The 16,042-nt window shown below is 47.7% G+C and carries 15 protein-coding genes; 10 read left to right on the forward strand and 5 right to left on the reverse strand.

Features of this window, described 5'->3' with window-relative positions; genetic code table 11:
- Nucleotides 1-86 precede the first annotated feature (86 nt).
- From MJO57_RS14860 to MJO57_RS14885, 6 genes are all read left to right on the forward strand, one after another.
- On the forward strand, nt 87-668 hold the full coding sequence (locus MJO57_RS14860; RefSeq protein WP_252026432.1) for a mechanosensitive ion channel family protein: 582 nt from the start codon (nt 87-89) through the stop codon (nt 666-668).
- 86 nt (nt 669-754) lie between these two features.
- Entirely contained in the window at nt 755-1,171 is a 417-nt protein-coding gene (locus MJO57_RS14865; RefSeq protein ID WP_371924843.1) for a hypothetical protein, read from the forward strand.
- A gap of 131 nt (nt 1,172-1,302) precedes the next feature.
- Entirely contained in the window at nt 1,303-2,337 is a 1,035-nt protein-coding gene (locus tag MJO57_RS14870; protein ID WP_252026434.1) for a mechanosensitive ion channel family protein, read from the forward strand.
- Nucleotides 2,338-2,376: 39 nt separating this feature from the next.
- Entirely contained in the window at nt 2,377-3,546 is a 1,170-nt protein-coding gene (locus tag MJO57_RS14875) for a PP2C family protein-serine/threonine phosphatase (protein WP_256493300.1), read from the forward strand.
- Nucleotides 3,547-3,642: 96 nt separating this feature from the next.
- Nucleotides 3,643-3,975 carry an STAS domain-containing protein gene (locus MJO57_RS14880; protein WP_252026436.1) on the forward strand — a complete coding sequence of 111 codons (333 nt, stop codon included), beginning with the start codon at nt 3,643-3,645 and terminating at the stop codon, nt 3,973-3,975.
- 2 nt (nt 3,976-3,977) lie between these two features.
- Nucleotides 3,978-4,418, forward strand: coding sequence for an ATP-binding protein (locus MJO57_RS14885; RefSeq protein ID WP_252026438.1), 441 nt, complete (start codon nt 3,978-3,980; stop codon nt 4,416-4,418).
- A gap of 39 nt (nt 4,419-4,457) precedes the next feature.
- On the opposite strand, the gene MJO57_RS14890 is transcribed toward MJO57_RS14885, so the two are convergent.
- Together MJO57_RS14890 and mfd are read right to left on the reverse strand one after the other, a co-directional pair.
- Complete coding sequence (locus MJO57_RS14890; RefSeq protein ID WP_252026440.1) at nt 4,458-5,306, reverse strand: CsiV family protein; 849 nt, start codon at nt 5,304-5,306, stop codon at nt 4,458-4,460.
- 106 nt (nt 5,307-5,412) lie between these two features.
- On the reverse strand, nt 5,413-8,871 hold the full coding sequence (gene mfd, locus MJO57_RS14895; RefSeq protein ID WP_252026443.1) for a transcription-repair coupling factor: 3,459 nt from the start codon (nt 8,869-8,871) through the stop codon (nt 5,413-5,415).
- 299 nt (nt 8,872-9,170) lie between these two features.
- Between mfd and MJO57_RS14900 the strand changes: the two genes are divergently transcribed.
- The 4 genes from MJO57_RS14900 to MJO57_RS14915 all read left to right on the forward strand — a co-directional run bounded on the left by MJO57_RS14900 (nt 9,171) and on the right by MJO57_RS14915 (nt 13,891).
- Nucleotides 9,171-10,604: a glyceraldehyde-3-phosphate dehydrogenase gene (locus MJO57_RS14900; RefSeq protein ID WP_252026445.1), complete on the forward strand. Its 1,434-nt coding sequence runs from the start codon at nt 9,171-9,173 to the stop codon at nt 10,602-10,604.
- 386 nt (nt 10,605-10,990) lie between these two features.
- A complete protein-coding gene (locus tag MJO57_RS14905; RefSeq protein WP_252026447.1) occupies nt 10,991-11,224 on the forward strand; it encodes a FeoA family protein in 234 nt (77 codons plus the stop codon).
- Complete coding sequence (gene feoB, locus MJO57_RS14910; protein WP_252026449.1) at nt 11,221-13,554, forward strand: Fe(2+) transporter permease subunit FeoB; 2,334 nt, start codon at nt 11,221-11,223, stop codon at nt 13,552-13,554. Before MJO57_RS14905 ends, feoB begins: the two co-directional genes overlap by 4 nt.
- Nucleotides 13,555-13,594: 40 nt before the next feature.
- A complete protein-coding gene (locus tag MJO57_RS14915; protein ID WP_252026451.1) occupies nt 13,595-13,891 on the forward strand; it encodes a FeoC-like transcriptional regulator in 297 nt (98 codons plus the stop codon).
- 15 nt (nt 13,892-13,906) lie between these two features.
- On the opposite strand, the gene MJO57_RS14920 is transcribed toward MJO57_RS14915, so the two are convergent.
- From MJO57_RS14920 to MJO57_RS14930, 3 genes are read right to left on the reverse strand one after another with little or no spacing between them, the layout of a single operon-like run.
- A complete protein-coding gene (locus MJO57_RS14920; RefSeq protein WP_252026453.1) occupies nt 13,907-14,428 on the reverse strand; it encodes a hypothetical protein in 522 nt (173 codons plus the stop codon).
- Nucleotides 14,429-14,439: 11 nt separating this feature from the next.
- Complete coding sequence (locus MJO57_RS14925) at nt 14,440-14,883, reverse strand: DUF2147 domain-containing protein (RefSeq protein ID WP_252026455.1); 444 nt, start codon at nt 14,881-14,883, stop codon at nt 14,440-14,442.
- 46 nt (nt 14,884-14,929) lie between these two features.
- On the reverse strand, nt 14,930-15,955 hold the full coding sequence (locus MJO57_RS14930) for a GlxA family transcriptional regulator (protein ID WP_252026456.1): 1,026 nt from the start codon (nt 15,953-15,955) through the stop codon (nt 14,930-14,932).
- Between the last annotated feature and the right edge of the window lie 87 nt (nt 15,956-16,042).

Consider the following 16,042-nt stretch of genomic DNA (forward strand, 5'->3'; position numbering starts at 1 on the left):
CCGGTCCTTTTTCTCCTGTTTTGGTTAAACGTTGTGGTGTATCCATGGACTTTTTATCCTTTATAACAGCCAACATTCCTGACTGGATGATTCAGTCAGTGATTGCTGTCTTGCTGACAGCTTTTGCCCGGTATCTTGCCGGCAAGTTTTTCGGCAAACTCAAGACTAAAGCGGAAGCCACTCAGAGTTATTGGGACGATGCACTGCTGGCAGCAGGTCAGAAACCGTTTTTTCTCTTTATCTGGATTGTCGGGTTAAGCTGGTCAGCAGAAGAAATATGGAAAGGAACCGGAAACAGTCTGTTTGAGCGCCTTCTTAGTTTTCGGGATCTGTTGGTCATTGTTCTATTCTGCTGGGTTTTTTTCTCGTTTATCAAGGCACTTGAGCATCACTTCCTGCAGGTTGATCGCAAGAAGAAACTGGATCAGACATCGGTTATTGCATTGTGTCGCCTGATGAGAGTGGCTGTCATCATTACCGGCGTTCTTGTTGCCATGCAGGCCCTGGGTTATAGCCTTTCCGGTATCCTTGCCTTTGGTGGGGTGGGTGGGCTTGCTGTGGGTTTTGCCGCCAAAGACATGCTGGCTAATTTCTTTGGCGGTTGGATGATCTATCTCGATAAGCCATTTCGGGTAGGAGACTGGGTTAGCTCTCCGGAAAAAAAATAGAAGGTACTGTAGAGTATATTGGTTGGCGGCAGACTCGTATTCTGACTTTTTCAAGACGCCCTCTCTATGTTCCGAACGCTACATTTATGAATATCTCGGTAGAAAACCCCTCCCGGATGCAAAATCGACGGGTTAAACAGTTCTTTGGATTAAGGTATCAAGACAGCGATAAAGTGAATTCGATTCTTGAAGATATCCGCAGCTATCTGAGGCGTCATGATGGTATTGATCAGGATAAGATTATTATGGTGAATTTTATCAGTTTTGGTGCATCGAGTCTTGATTGTCAGATTTACTGTTTTACCAAAACCACAGACTGGGCAGCGTACCTTCTGATTCAAGAGAAAGTGTTGCTTGAGACTATCAGCATTATACACAGTCATGAGGCGGATATTGCGTTCCCGACCCGTACTCTGGATTTATCTTATGGTAATCCGGAGGCTGGGCTAACTGACATCAAGGAGCGTGCGGAGGCGTCTCCTCTTGAGGCTGTAAAAACCTGATGATGGCAAATGGTTGATGAAGGTTGTTGCTGTTTTTTGTTAAGTTGATGGTATTAACTGGAAGAGGGTATTAAACAAACTGGCTACAATTTATAAAAATAACCAACTGAAATTTCTGAATGATCCCAATCATGAACCCCGAACTTATTTCGTTCTACTCTCATTTAATTATTGCGTTTTGTCTGGCTGCAGCCGCTTTTTATGGAATAAAGTGGTTGGCAGACAGCGAGCTAAATGGGCAAAAATGGGTATTCTGGAGTCTGGCCAGTCGTATTCTGCGTCGGCCCTTGTTGACGCTACCCTGGGTGATGTTCGTTCTCTATTCGGCTCATTACTGGCCGGGAATAGAGTGGTCCGGTATCAATGAAACGCTTCTCCTGTTTCAAAAACTCATTCTGACCATATATCCTGCCTGGCTCATCTGGGAAATCAGCCTGAATGTCGACCGGGTGCTGGATGCCATGGGAGGGCGGTGGCGCAAGCGCTTATCACCTTCAGTGATTGCCCGTTCAGTGCAGCTGATTATCGTTGTTGCAACATTTCTGAGCATTGCTCAGGTCTTCGGGTATAGCCTGTCAACGCTTCTGGCCTTTGGTGGTATTGGCGGTATTATTCTTGGTCTTGCTGCCAAGGACTGGCTGGCCAACTTCTTTGGTGGCTTAATGCTGATGCTGGATCGTCCTTTTACTGAGGGTGACTGGATTCGCTCCCCGGACCGGTCAATTGAAGGGCATGTCGAAAAGGTTGGCTGGCGTCTGACAAAAATAAGAACCTTTGATCGGCGGCCTATTTATGTTCCAAACTCAATCTTTACCGGGATTGTTGTCGAGAATGCCACGCGAATGAGAAACCGCCGGATGATTGAACATTTCTCCCTCCGTTATGAGGACATTGGAAAAATGTCCCGTATTCTCAGTCGAATAGATGATCTTATTCAGCAGATTCCTGAGGTTGACAATCGTGAGCCTCATTATGCGGTATTCATCCGTTATGATGATTCTGCCCTTTTGTGCCAAGTCAGGGTGCATATTACCAGAACAGATCGCGTTGGCTTTTTAAAGGCTCAGGAGTCTATTTTACTTCTGGTTGCAGCGGTTGTTGATGAAGAAGGGGCGTCATTTGCTTATCCGACTCGAAGGATTCTTTCAGATGGGTCGATAACCTAATAGCTGTATTAAATACAATTAAGACTGATAATAAAACTGATGGATATATTAATTGTTGAGGATGCTCGTGACCAGAGAATGATTCTCTCTGTGGCTTTGAAAAAACGGGGGCATCGTGTTTTTGAAGCATCGGACGGCTATGAAGCGCTGAGCGTTCTGGAAAACCATCCTGATATCCGGATCGTTATCAGCGACTGGATGATGCCAAATATGGACGGTATAGAACTCTGTGAGGCTATCCGTAAAAGTCATATTGGCTACTATGTCTACTTCATTCTGCTCACGGGTAATTCGGATCGTGAGGCCATGGTAGAAGGCATTAATCGTGGTGCTGATGATTTTATCAATAAGCCTGTCGATTTTGATGAGCTTGGTGCACGCTTGAATGCTGGTATCCGCATTATTGAATTAAAAGTTGCTCTTGAACATAAAATTCATACCATCGAAAAAGATCTGGAGTCAGCGGCAGAAACACAGGCCCGTCTGCTGTCTGAACCGGCCAAAATACAGAATGTTGATTTTAACTGGTACTTCAAACCAAGCCGCATTCTCGGCGGGGATATGTTTGGTTATCAGGCACTTGATGGAGAGACGCTGGGTTTCTATCAGCTGGACGTAGCTGGTCATGGTGTTCCGTCAGCTCTGTTTTCTTTTTCACTGAACAATATTCTTCGTGAAGATGGAGGCGGTTCACTGGTTAAGGAGTCATTCAACAAACCACCTTTCTATCGGTTGAAAGAACCCGATGAAGTGCTGGTGAGTCTGAATGAGCAGTTTCAGGCGAATCCTGAGGCGATGCTCTATTTCACCATAGCTTATGGGGTAATAAACAGTCGAACCGGCTCAGTTACCCTGTCGCAGGCTGGGCATCCACCATCCCTGTGGCTGAAAAGTGGCTCAAAATCTGTCGAAAAAATCACCTGTGGTGGAGTACCTATCGGCATGATGCCTGGTATGACCTATGAGAATGTCACTATCCAGCTTCAACCCGGTGACAGGCTTTTTCTGTATACTGACGGTGTGACGGAGTGCGAAAACAATACCGGTGAAATGTTTGGGGAAGACCGTCTGATATCTTCTTTGGAAGATGCTTTTGATCATTCAATTGAATCCATGATCAGCCGGGTTGAACAGGACATTATTAACTGGGCAGGCGCTGATGTTTTTGAGGATGATGTAACTTATCTGGTATTGGAGTGGCGACCATAAATAAATGTTGGCTGCCTGATAATTATACAATGTTTGTAACGCAAGGTTTATAACTCAAGGTTTATAACGCAAGGCTTATGACGCAAGGAGAGCAACATGCCATTTGAATCTAAAATTGATGCCGGGCATACCATCGTATCTATTGATGAAACCCGGCTTGATGCTTCTATATCAGAGCCTCTGAGGGTTTACCTTTTTGACCAAATTGACAGTGGCTCCGATAACCTGGTGATTGATTTGTCCCCGGTGCGTTTTATGGACAGTAGTGGTTTGGGTGCACTGGTTGCAGCTCTGAAAAAAATGGGTGGAGCAGGGTCAATGAAACTGGCTGGCGCACAACCCGCTGTCATGGATCTTTTTAGTCTTACCTCCATGGATAAGCTGTTTACCATTCTACCGACGGTGACTGAGGCCATTGGGGAGAAGTAGTCATGACGGAGGAAAAGGGGCAGGCCGTCCGGCTTGAGATTGACAGTGAGCTGGCGAATACAACCCTGATTGCCATGGCGGTCCGAGGACTTTGTGCCATGACAACACTCTCCCCGGTCGAGGTGAACCGTGTGGAGCTGTGTGTTGTGGAGATTGTTAATAATGCCATTGAACACGCTTATGGTAATGAAAAGGGCCATAAGGTTGAAGTCGGGGTGAGTCTTTTGAAAAATTCCTTAATGCTGACCATCAGTGATTGGGGTAAGCCAATGGATCAAGGGAAGCTAAGTAACAGAGATTTTTCAGTGGATCCTGATGATCCCGCAGCGTGGCTATGCAGTGGGAGAGGATTGCCAATCGTCCAGAGTTTGATGGATAACGTTGAGTATCAAACGGATGGAGATAAAAACAGTTTTATCATGAGTAAGCAGATCAGGAGTTAACCTGCTTGCTCATTTTTTGCAACACCAGCTGTAACGGCTTCAGCTGCTATATTGTGAAATTGTCATTCCCGTTTCTACCAGGGCGTCAGGGCGATCATAGGGAGTAAGTTTGATGAGAACTCCAATCTCCGGGCTGTCTATGTATTGAATTTCCTTTGTATTGCGGATTCTCCTTCGCTGTTTGATTTGAAAGTTATCAGTTATGCGCAGAGGTGGCGAACCATCATGCAGTCTAACCAGATTGTCAGATCCTGTATGAGAATCAGCAAGAACGCCGGATGTCTTTTGATTATATTTATGCTGTTTTCCGGAGAGTGTCGAATAAAGGGATTCCGGGCTTAATTTATTCAGCCAAAGATCAATGTCAACATGCAGAAAACGTTCTTCACTGACGCTGACCGTTCCCTGCAGCAACAGAGTGTCCTGCCCACCAATCAAAGCCCGGATTGCAATCGGTTGCTTACCTGATTCAGAACTTACCGGCATTCGCCATGCTTTTTGGGTAATCACCTGATAACTCCCCGATTTCTCAAGTGAAGTCACCTGGTTGTTCAGTAATCTTTCATTGGCTGGTAAAGCGATGTAGGCATCACGCACAATATCAGGTTGTCTGGAAAGCTGGTTGTCAGGCGCAACAATTTCAAACAGGGGGCTGTTATCAGCAGAACCTGCAGAATGAGTTTTCAGTCTGATTGCCTTTGTCGGTAACCGGTAACCAGCAACAGTTGGCCAGGCTTCGCCACTGTCATTATTGAGGTAACGAAAAACGACAAGATCCACCTGATACCATGAAGCGTCAGGCTTTCCATTGCTCTCTTTTTGTGAAGCAGAAAGTGGTAAATTTAACAGTAGTGCTATCGACAATGCGATAAACTGAAGTTTTTTCATGCAGAATATCCTTGGATTTCCCAATCCAGAATCAGGGGTATGACATTTTTTCGGCAGCATTAAGCTGCCTGAAAACAGTAAGATATCTACTGGTGCCCATAAGCTTTTAACCAGCAAGCCTGGCCAGAAGTACTTCTGTCGCCTTAAACCTCTGCTCTGGAGTGTCCATTGAGTCAATGTACTTTAAGATGCTGCTTCCTTCCAGTCTGAACTGCTGTGGGCTTGACTGAATAAGTTGAATAATCAGCATGGGATCGACATTGGGCTGTTCTTCAAACTCTACCCTTGCCTCTTTACTGCTGGCGTCAACCTTCTTGATTCCCAGTCTCTGAGCATGGAGTTTTAACTTCATCTGGCGGAACAGGTTTTTGGCCGGATCGGGTAACAGACCAAATCGATCGATCAGCTCAACCTGAAGGTTTTTCAACTTTTCCTCATTATCAGCAGCGGCAATTCTCTTATAGAGGATTAAGCGGCTATGAACATCATGAATATAGTCCTCAGGTAAAAGGGCCGGAAGCCGTAAATTCACTTCGGTGCCATGGTTCAAAGGCTGGTCCGGATTGGGTGTTTCGCCATTGCGAATGGCAGCAACGGCCCGTTCAAGCATCTCGGTGTAGAGCGTAAACCCTACGCTCTGTATCTGGCCACTCTGACCTTCACCCAGCAGTTCGCCAGCTCCTCTGATCTCCAGATCGTTCGAGGCCAGCATGAAACCGGCACCCAGTGTTTGAGCCTCGGTAATTGCTTCAAGCCGTTTCACGGCGTCAGCAGTGATGGCTTTTGGTGGCGGTGTTAACAGGTAGGCATATGCCTGATGGTGTGAGCGGCCAACCCTGCCTCTCAGCTGATGCAGTTGCGCCAGTCCGAATTTGTCGGCTCTGTTGATGATGATGGTATTGGCATTGGGGATATCGATACCGGTTTCAATAATGGTTGTGCATATCAGAACGTTGTAACGCTTATGGTAAAAGTCTGACATTACCTGTTCGAGCTGACGTTCACGCATCTGACCATGACCTGTGACGACCCTTGCTTCCGGAATCAGCTCCTGCAGGTCACTCGCTACTTTCTCAATGGTTTCAACCTGATTATGGAGATAGTATACCTGTCCGCCACGAAGCAGTTCCCGGAGAATCGCTTCTTTTACCAGGGGCTGATCATATTGACGAACAAAGGTTTTAACGGACAGCCGCCGTGCCGGTGGTGTTGCAATAATCGACAGGTCACGAATACCGGACATGGCCATATTGAGTGTTCTTGGGATCGGTGTTGCGGTCAGCGTCAGGATATCAACCTCGGATCTTAATGATTTGAGCTTTTCTTTATGGCGGACCCCAAAGCGGTGCTCTTCATCAATAATCAGAAGGCCAAGGTCTTTAAATGTAAGGTCACCCTGAAGAATCTTGTGGGTACCAATAATGATATCCAGTTTGCCCTCCGTGAGCCGCTCTTTTGCCTGATCCACCGATTTCTGCGACTTGAATCGTGAAATAACATCAATTTCTACCGGCCAATCGGCAAAGCGATCCTTAAAGCTTTCATAGTGCTGCTGTGCCAGAAGGGTGGTTGGCACTAGAATTGCCACCTGTTTCCCGCTGTGGACAGCAAGGAAGGCGGCACGCATGGCAACTTCTGTCTTACCAAAGCCAACATCACCGCAGACCAGCCGGTCCATTGGTTTTGGGGCGCACATATCATGAATGACGGCTGCAATTGTCTGTTGTTGATCGGGTGTCTCTTCAAACGGAAAGGCAGCAGCAAAGGCCAGGTAGTTTTGCTCTGGCTTGATGAACGGAAACCCTTTTCGAGCTTCCCGGCGGGCATAAATGTCCAGCAGTTCAACGGCCACATCTCTTGCTTTTTCTGCGGCCTTTCGACGCACCTTGCTCCATTGGTCGCTACCCAGCCGATGGAGTGGGGCAAGTTCATCATCAGCACCGGTGTATCGGGAAATCAGGTGAAGAGACGCCACAGGAACATAGAGTTTGGCTTCGTTAGCATATTCCAGGGTCAGGAACTCAGTGGTCTGGCCATCCACTACCAGTGTTTCCAGTCCTCTGTACCTGCCAACGCCATGGTCAATATGAACGACAGGTGCGCCGATTCTCAGTTCTGTAAGATTGCGAATAACCTGGTCAGCACTTTGTTCATCATCCACTTTTCTTCGCCGGCTCTGTTGTACTCTCTGGCCGAGCAAAAGAGCTTCCGGGATAACAGCAATTTGTTCTTCCGGTAAATACAGTCCGTTATCCAGTAGCCCGGTACAGACAGCGAGGGCCGGCTTTTCTCTGAGAAACCCGGGCCAGCTATCGCAAAGGTCAGGGGTTATATTATTTTGACTCAGCAGCTCCAGCAATACTTCTCTCCGCCCGGCGCTTTCGGCGACCAGAAGGACATGATTGATGCCATTGATGAAAGTGTTGAGGTGTGCCAGTGGGTGCTCAAGCCGGGCATTAATGGTCAGTTCCGGCAACGCTTGGCAATTCAGGTTAAACCGACCGGCTTTAGGTGCAACAGGCTGTTCAAACAATGTCACTCTGGGGAAGTCGTTCAGTCTGCGATGTAACTCTTCAGAAGGCATCAGCACCCTGGAGGGCGGGAGAATCGGCCTTTGGGGGTCAACGCGTCGGTTTTCATAACGTGAGTGAACATCCGAATAAAAATGGTCCAGGGATGAGTCCATGGCATCATAGACCAGTATTCGGGTATTTTGTGGAATGTAGTCAAACAGCGTGGACGTTTCCCGGAAGAAGAGAGGCAGGTAGTATTCAATGCCAGGGCTGGCAATCCCCCCGCTAATGTCCTGGTAAATTGGGCATTCACGATAGTTAACGTCAAAAGTTTCCCGAAAGTTGCTGCGAAATAGCTCTATCCCTTGCTTATCCAGGGGAAATTCGTGTCCTGGTAACAGTTCTATTTCCTGAACCGTTGCAATGGAACGCTGGGTTTCAGGATCAAAAGTTCTCAGAGATTCTATCTCATCATCAAAGAGGTCAACCCGATAAGGCGTCTCAGCCCCCATAGGAAAAATATCAACAATAGAACCACGGATGGCAAACTCACCATGTTCCATCACTGAGTCGACACAGCGATACCCTGCCTGTTCAAACTGGCCTCGGCGTTCATCAATGATAAACCGGGTTCCCGGTTGCAAAGACAGGCCGCTGCCAAGTAAATAGCTTTTCGGGCACAAACGATGTAACAGCGTGGTGACTGGCACAATCAGCACTTTTTTTCTGTCACGGTTGTCGGCCGAAGGAAGGTGGTAAAGCGTTGACAGTCTCTGGGAAATAATATCCTGATGGGGTGAGAAGGTATCGTAGGGTAATATTTCCCAGTCCGGCATTTGCTGAACGTCTATGTGCCCCTCTTCAGCAAGGAAAAAGGCCAGCTCTTCTTCGAGTCGGCTCGCTGATGAACTGTCTGGGGTAATAATCATCAGCGGATGGTTGTCCCTTACCGCAGCACAGGAAATGGTAAAGGCAGGTCCGGTTTTAGAGAGGTTTCCCCATTGAAGCTTGTCGCCGGGATGAGTTGGCAGAGGGATAGTGTGTTGAAACATGAAAATTCTGAAGGTCCTCCTGATTAACCCAAATGACGAGAATTTGTCCGGAATTGGCTGCGGATATTTTTACACATACCGACACAAGAGGTGGATTGTAGCCTTTGTGATTCTTTTCTCCCAGTATTCGCAGGGTGAAATGACTGAAAAGGGTAAAAATTTCGTGCGTCAATATTGCTGATGATAATGTTTGTTGATCTTTGTTGCCTCAGATACCTCCAATAAGGATAATACTGGCAAAACAATAGTCCCAATGACGGGGCTGAATCTGAAATAGCAATAATAAACGGGAATTTATCGTGGCAACAGACCGTTTTCAGGACTGGAAAGAACGTGAAGCACTGGCTGAGTCAATGATCCCGTTGATCGGCCAGCTTTATAGAAATCACAACGTTGTCACGTCTATTTTTGGACGACCCGTCATTAACCGCTCCGTCATTAATCTCCTGAAAGCCCATAAGTTTGTCCGTCAGATTGAAGATAATGGTCTTTCTGTTCGTGAGACTTACCCTGTACTTGAGATTCTCAGTGGCCTTGATCTGGGACCATCCCGTATCGATATTGGCAAGCTGGCTGTTGGTTATCGTTCTGAGAGTGAAGGGCGTTCTCTGGATGAGTATGTGACCGAAAAGGTAGCACCCGTGGCCAACGGCCATAAGCAGACTCTGGAGCCTGGTCAGGATGTAGTATTGTATGGCTTTGGACGAATTGGTCGGTTAATGGCCAGAATTCTGATTGAGCGTGCTGGCAGTGGGGCAGGCCTTAATCTGAGAGCCGTTGTCGTCAGGCCCGGTGGTGCAGAAAATGATCTACAGAAGCGCGCAAGCCTCCTGCGTCGTGACTCCGTTCATGGTTCTTTTCAGGGCACTATTTCTGTCGATGAAGAGAATAAAGTCATCTATGCCAATGGTGTGGCCATTCAGGTAATCTATTCGAACTCTCCGGATGCTATTGATTACACGCAGTATGGCATTCATCATGCGGTGGTTGTCGACAATACCGGGAAATGGCGCGACAAAGAAGGACTAAGCCAGCATTTGCAGTCCAGGGGGGTATCCAGAGTCCTGTTGACGGCACCGGGTAAAGGGGATATCAAGAATATCGTTTATGGGGTAAATCATAAAGATATTGAGCCAACGGATCAGATTCTTTCCGCCGCCTCCTGTACTACTAACGCTATTACTCCGGTTTTAAAGGCCATTCATGATCAGTTTGGTGTTGAATATGGTCATGTTGAGACGGTTCACTCCTACACCAATGATCAGAATCTGATCGACAACTATCACAAAGGTGAGCGTCGTGGGCGCAGTGCTGCCCTGAATATGGTGATTACCGAGACCGGAGCGGCGAAAGCCGTTGCCAAAGCTTTGCCTGAACTTGAGGGTAAGTTGACGGGTAACGCCATTCGGGTGCCAACCCCGAATGTTTCACTGGCAATCCTTAATCTTTCCCTGGCAAAGGCGACGACAGTTGAAGAGCTTAATAGCTTCATCAGGGAAACGTCACTGTATTCAAGACTGCAGAAACAGGTGGACTATGTCACATCTGTTGAAGCGGTTTCCAGTGATTTTGTGGGTAGCCGCCGTGCTGGTGTAGTTGATGGACAGGCCACCATCGTTGATGGAAAACGCTGTGTACTCTATGTCTGGTATGACAATGAGTTTGGTTACAGCTGCCAGGTTAACCGCATTCTTCAGTTTATGTCTGGTGCGATGTACCCATCGATTCCATAAGATGCCTGCTTGTCAGTTATTAATACTTCAAGGAACGACTGATTGGCTGTCCTGCTAACCAGTCGATCTTTACTGCATACATCGCAGATTTTACCGATCTGGCCCGAATTACACTGATGTACAAATGACGTGAATTGACACTGGTCAATAAACAGGGTTCGTTAATCGCTCTCTAAATTGTAACAATTCTCATTTGCGTATATATTTTTATCAGTCGAAAATTTGTCAGGCACCCACCATTTCAAACTAAAAAACCTACAAAAATTAGGCTTTTGTTCCTGGCATATGATTTGAGTTGAAATATTTTGGGCGTTTTGAGAATCATTGCCTGCAGTGCAGAGAAAGCGTTTCCAAAACTGAGACATGATGCCTGCGGAGATAAGTAGATGAAGGTGACACTGGGTGAGCTGAAGAGCGGTGAATGTGGCCGGGTGACAGCATTTCTGGATGCTGGCAGCGCCTACCGGCGAAAGTTGCTGGCAATGGGATTGACGCCCGGAACCCGGTTCACGGTTTGTCGTGTTGCTCCTTTGGGAGATCCAATTCAGTTGGAAGTCAGAGGCTTCCAATTGTCTATTCGAAAGGATGAAGCCGCAGTTGTTGAGGTTGCCAGAGTATGAAAAAGCATATTGTTGCAATCGTAGGGAACCCTAACTGTGGTAAGACAACGCTGTTCAATGCGTTAACAGGTGCCCGGCAGCGGGTTGGTAACTGGCCCGGGGTAACGGTTGAAAAGCGCAGTGGCTTTTATACCTTTGAAAATCACTCCATTGAAGTTGTTGATCTGCCCGGGACGTACTGCCTGGATGTTGTGGACAGCGACGTCTCTCTTGATGAGAAGGTGGCCCGTGACTACATCCTCAAGCGTGAAGCAGATTTGATCATCAATATTCTTGATGCCTCAAATATAGAAAGAAATTTGTACCTGACCACTCAATTGCTGGATATGGGGGTTCCGGTCATTGTCGTTCTCAATATGATGGACGTTGCCAAAGAAAAAGGCATGGACATTGATATTGATCAGCTCTCTGAGGAGCTTGGCTGCCCAGTGCTGCCACTGGTTGCCAGTAAGACAGGCAATATCAAAGCCTTTTTAACAGACATTAATGACTTTCTGGATAATGGTATTTCAGTGGCTCCACCGATGAATCTTGGTGAACAGCTGGAACAGGCCATTGGTGTTATTGAATCGACTCTCGAAGAGTCAGCGGTTCTTGATAATCCGCTTTCCCGACGTTGGTATGCATTGAAGTTATTGGAGGGTGACCGTGTCCCGCTCCCGGAACTGACCAGACAAGTGGTTGATGTGGCCACTCAGCAGCGTCATATCATTGAAGCGGCCCATGAGGAAGATCTGGACATTATACTGGCCAGTCGACGTTACGATGCAGTGGGTCATATCATGGCGTCAGTGATTCGTGAGAGAGGTGTTGCCAGTCATCGACTGACCGAATCCATTGATCGTGTGGTACTGAACCGGGTGTTGGGGTTTCCCATTTTCCTTGGTGTCATGTACCTGATGTTCATGTTCACCATTAACGTCGGCAGCGTCTTTATTGATTTCTTTGATATTTTTACCGGGACTCTGCTGGTGGACGGACTCGGCCACTGGCTGAACTCTGTTGGTGCTCCTGCCTGGGTTGTGACACTTCTGGCTGATGGTGTGGGTGGTGGTATCCAGACCGTTTCGACCTTTATTCCGGTCATTGCTTTTTTGTTTCTGTTCCTTTCCATACTGGAAGATTCGGGATATATGGCCAGAGCTGCTTTTGTCATTGACCGGCTAATGCGTCTTCTCGGTCTTCCCGGCAAAGCATTTGTGCCGATGCTGGTTGGCTTTGGCTGCAACGTGCCAGCGATCATGGCAGCACGAACACTGGATAACGAGAAGGATCGCCTGTTGACGATCTCCATGGCACCCTTTATGTCTTGCGGGGCCCGTTTGCCCGTATATGCCCTGTTTGCTGCTGCCTTTTTTCCTGAGTCAGGTCAGAATGTTGTGTTTATCCTCTACCTGGTGGGTATTCTGGCGGCGATATTTACCGGATTGATTCTCAAACAGAGTATCCTCAGTGGCGATAGTTCGGCATTCATCATGGAGTTGCCAAATTATCACTTGCCATCGGTGACCCAGGTAATGTTACGCACATGGGACCGTCTCAAAGCTTTTCTCCTGCGTGCTGGCAAGGCGATTGTCATGGTTGTGGTCGTGTTGAACACCCTGAATGCTATCGGTACCGATGGCTCTTTCGGTCACCAGAACACTCAGAGTTCAATGCTCAGCAAGATTGGCCAAACCATTACCCCTGTGTTTGCCCCCATGGGCATGACGGAAGAAAACTGGCCAGCGGCTGTAGGCCTGTTTACTGGTATTCTGGCGAAAGAAGCCGTTGTTGGTACTCTTGACTCAATGTATGGTGCGATTGCCGCTTCTGAAAATGCTGAAACTCAGGGTGAAGCGGATTTTGACCTGTTGGCAGGTATCAAGGAAGCCATTGCAACGATTCCGGCCAATCTGAGTGGTTTAAGTGGAACGCTGACAGATCCACTGGGAGTTGGCGTTGGCGATCTGACTGATCTGGATGCGGTTGCAGAAGATCAGGCCGTTACGGTCAGCACTTTCTCTGTCATGGCTGGCCTGTTCCCAAGTCATGCTGCGGTTATTGCCTACTTATTAATGATCCTTCTTTATACTCCCTGCGTAGCAGCACTGGGCGCTATTTACCGGGAAACAAGCCTGGGATGGGCGCTGTTCATTGCCGGATGGACGTTCTTCCTTGGCTATGCTGTTGCCACTGTTTACTATCAGCTGTCACTGGTGTCTGTACAGCCTGGTGAAACCCTGCTCTGGGTGATATCGGTAATACTGATGATGTTTATTGTGGTTACCTTGATGAAACGGATGGGAGCTACGGTATTGCAAGGGCGGATGGATGTCAGTCCACAGTGATGTAGTAGAGGCAAAGTGGCCATAAGCACTGTCAGTAGCTTTGGCCGTTAACCGAAACCTGAAGTCCCGGGGGCTGATCATGCTGATCAACATTCGTGATTATTTGAAACAGCAGAAAGTTTGTTCTCTGGCTGATCTCAGTGTGAAATTCAATACGTCACCGGAGGCCATGAGAGGGATGCTCTCTCACTGGTTAAGGAAAGGTCAGTTGAGCTGCGAGCAGCCGGGCTGCTTTCTGGCCTGCAAGAAGGGCTGTGTTTCCTGTGATCCTGCTGAGTTGGAAATATATCGCTGGCAGGGCAAGGCACAGCAAATACCGGTGTTTAATCTTAACTGAGAAGTGACTGACGTTTCAGCCAACCTGATACAGGTAAATGGGGGTCTTATACAGATCGTCGGCCTTGATGGCCTGAACCGGTTTTCTGCCAGAAAGGCTGAATGTATGGGTAATTAACCAGCAACCGGTTGGTAGTTGAGGGAGCAGTTCCTGTTCAACACGCTCCATAGCTCCGGGGTACAAATAACAAACAATAAGGCCGGCATTACCGAGGTCTGCCTGAAAGAAATCCGCTCTTTTTACATCAATACCGTAGCATGTTTGAGTAAATAGGGCCGGAATTGGAGAACGCTCCCAGACCTTAATCTTTCCATCAGGATATTTTTCTCTTAATGTGGGAATCAGGTGTCCCCAGCCGCAGCCAAGCTCGACAATATCACCGGGTACATCATCGGGAAGTACATCTCTGATAGCGGTCCTGACTCTCCGGGAGGTAGGGGTAGGGCCGATGCCGAGGCGTAGGGTCCAGAACAGAATTGAGCCGGTGATCAGACCGGCTGCAATCAGAGATATTGTAGTAATTATTAATGAGTTCAATGAATTATCTATTAATCTTCAACGCGTTCCCAGGTTTGTGAGCGGCCAATCAGCGAGAAACCGATGTAGCCCCGGACTTCCAGTTTGCGTCCATCTTCCAGAACTTTCATGTTAGCGCTGTAGACTTTGCCGGACTCAGGATCGACGATTTTTCCGTCATCGTACTTGCTCCCTTGTTTTTCCATATCCCAGAGTATGGTCATACCCTGAATTTTCTGATCTTTCAGATCGTCCTGGCACTGGTCGCAAATACTGTCCTGTTTGGCTGGGTCAATAATCCGGGTCACTTTGCCGGAGAGCTTGCCATTATCTTCGAAAATCGTGACATAACTTTTTGCTTCACCTGAGCTGTCATCAATGGTTTTCCAAATGCCCAGCGGGGAGGCAGCCAGGCTAGCAGATGAAAGGCAGAGGGAAAACAATCCTGCGGCCAGCGCGTGTTTTTTCAGAAACATGTGAGGGAGTCTCCAATACCCCGGACGTTTCCGGGGTTTACTGTAATCATTCCATTGGGGTGTCGTTCAGGTAGAACAGTTTGCCCCGGACACTTCTGCGAAATTCAGAAGGCGTGAGCTGATAGCGACGCTTGAATAATCTGGAAAAATAGTCGGCGTCGGCATATCCCACCTGAAGAGCTAATTCTGCAATACCCAGGTTCGTATTTTTTAACAGATCTCTGGCCTGATCAAGCCTGATTTTTCGGAGATACTCCATGGGCGGTGAACCGGTTGCCTGCTGAAAGCGGCGATTCAGTGTCCGGGAATTCAAACCGGACCGTTGGCCAAGCTCAGCAAGAGAAATCACACTGGCAAAATGGTGATGGATAAAGTCCTGCAGGGAAACGATCACTTCATCCTGGTGTGCCGTCACATGATCTTCAGCAAAATGGGTGTCTTTGAAAGGCTTTCTGATTTCATGGGAGAACTGCTGCTCAACCTTCTGGGCAATGGATTCCCCCAGGGCGACACCAATGAGATGCACCATCAGATCGGCCACTGAATTGACACTGCCAGCGCAGTAGATACGACCAGCACGGGTAATCAGGTGATTGGGTTTGAACTCAATCTCAGCAAAAAAACGCTGTAATTTTTCCATGTAAAACCAGTGTGTTGTTGCTGGTTTTGTATCCAGAAGCCCGGTAGCTGCCATAAAGGCCACTCCGGTGCCTGCTGCTGCAAATACGGCACCAGAATCGTATTGACGTTGTAACCATTCAACGATTTCGGGGTGTTTCCTGACCACCGGAATCGGGTTGCGCCAAAGCGCAGGAATCAGGATCAGATCACCATAGCCGCTCTGTTTAAAGGTTCTGTCGGGCGTGAGTCTCAGTCCTCCAGTGGTGATGACGGGGGCTGGCGTTCTGGCGCAGAAGTGAACCTCAATACTTTTTTTATTTGAGGACAGCCTGGTGTACGTCATTGCCGCTTCAAGCATCTCAAGCGGCAACGTCACACTGGTACTGATCATATGCTCTACCATGGGTATCAGCACCCGGTTCAACTCAATGGGGGGAGGTTGTTGCAGCATTTGTATGAAAATCGCTCACCTGTGCGTCTTTTCTGTCGGTATCTGTGTCTTTCTCATCCGGTTAAGTTTATCACGAAATCATTAAAC

It is taken from the genome of Endozoicomonas sp. SCSIO W0465, from assembly GCF_023716865.1.
In the GTDB taxonomy this organism is placed as follows: Bacteria; Pseudomonadota; Gammaproteobacteria; order Pseudomonadales; family Endozoicomonadaceae; genus Endozoicomonas.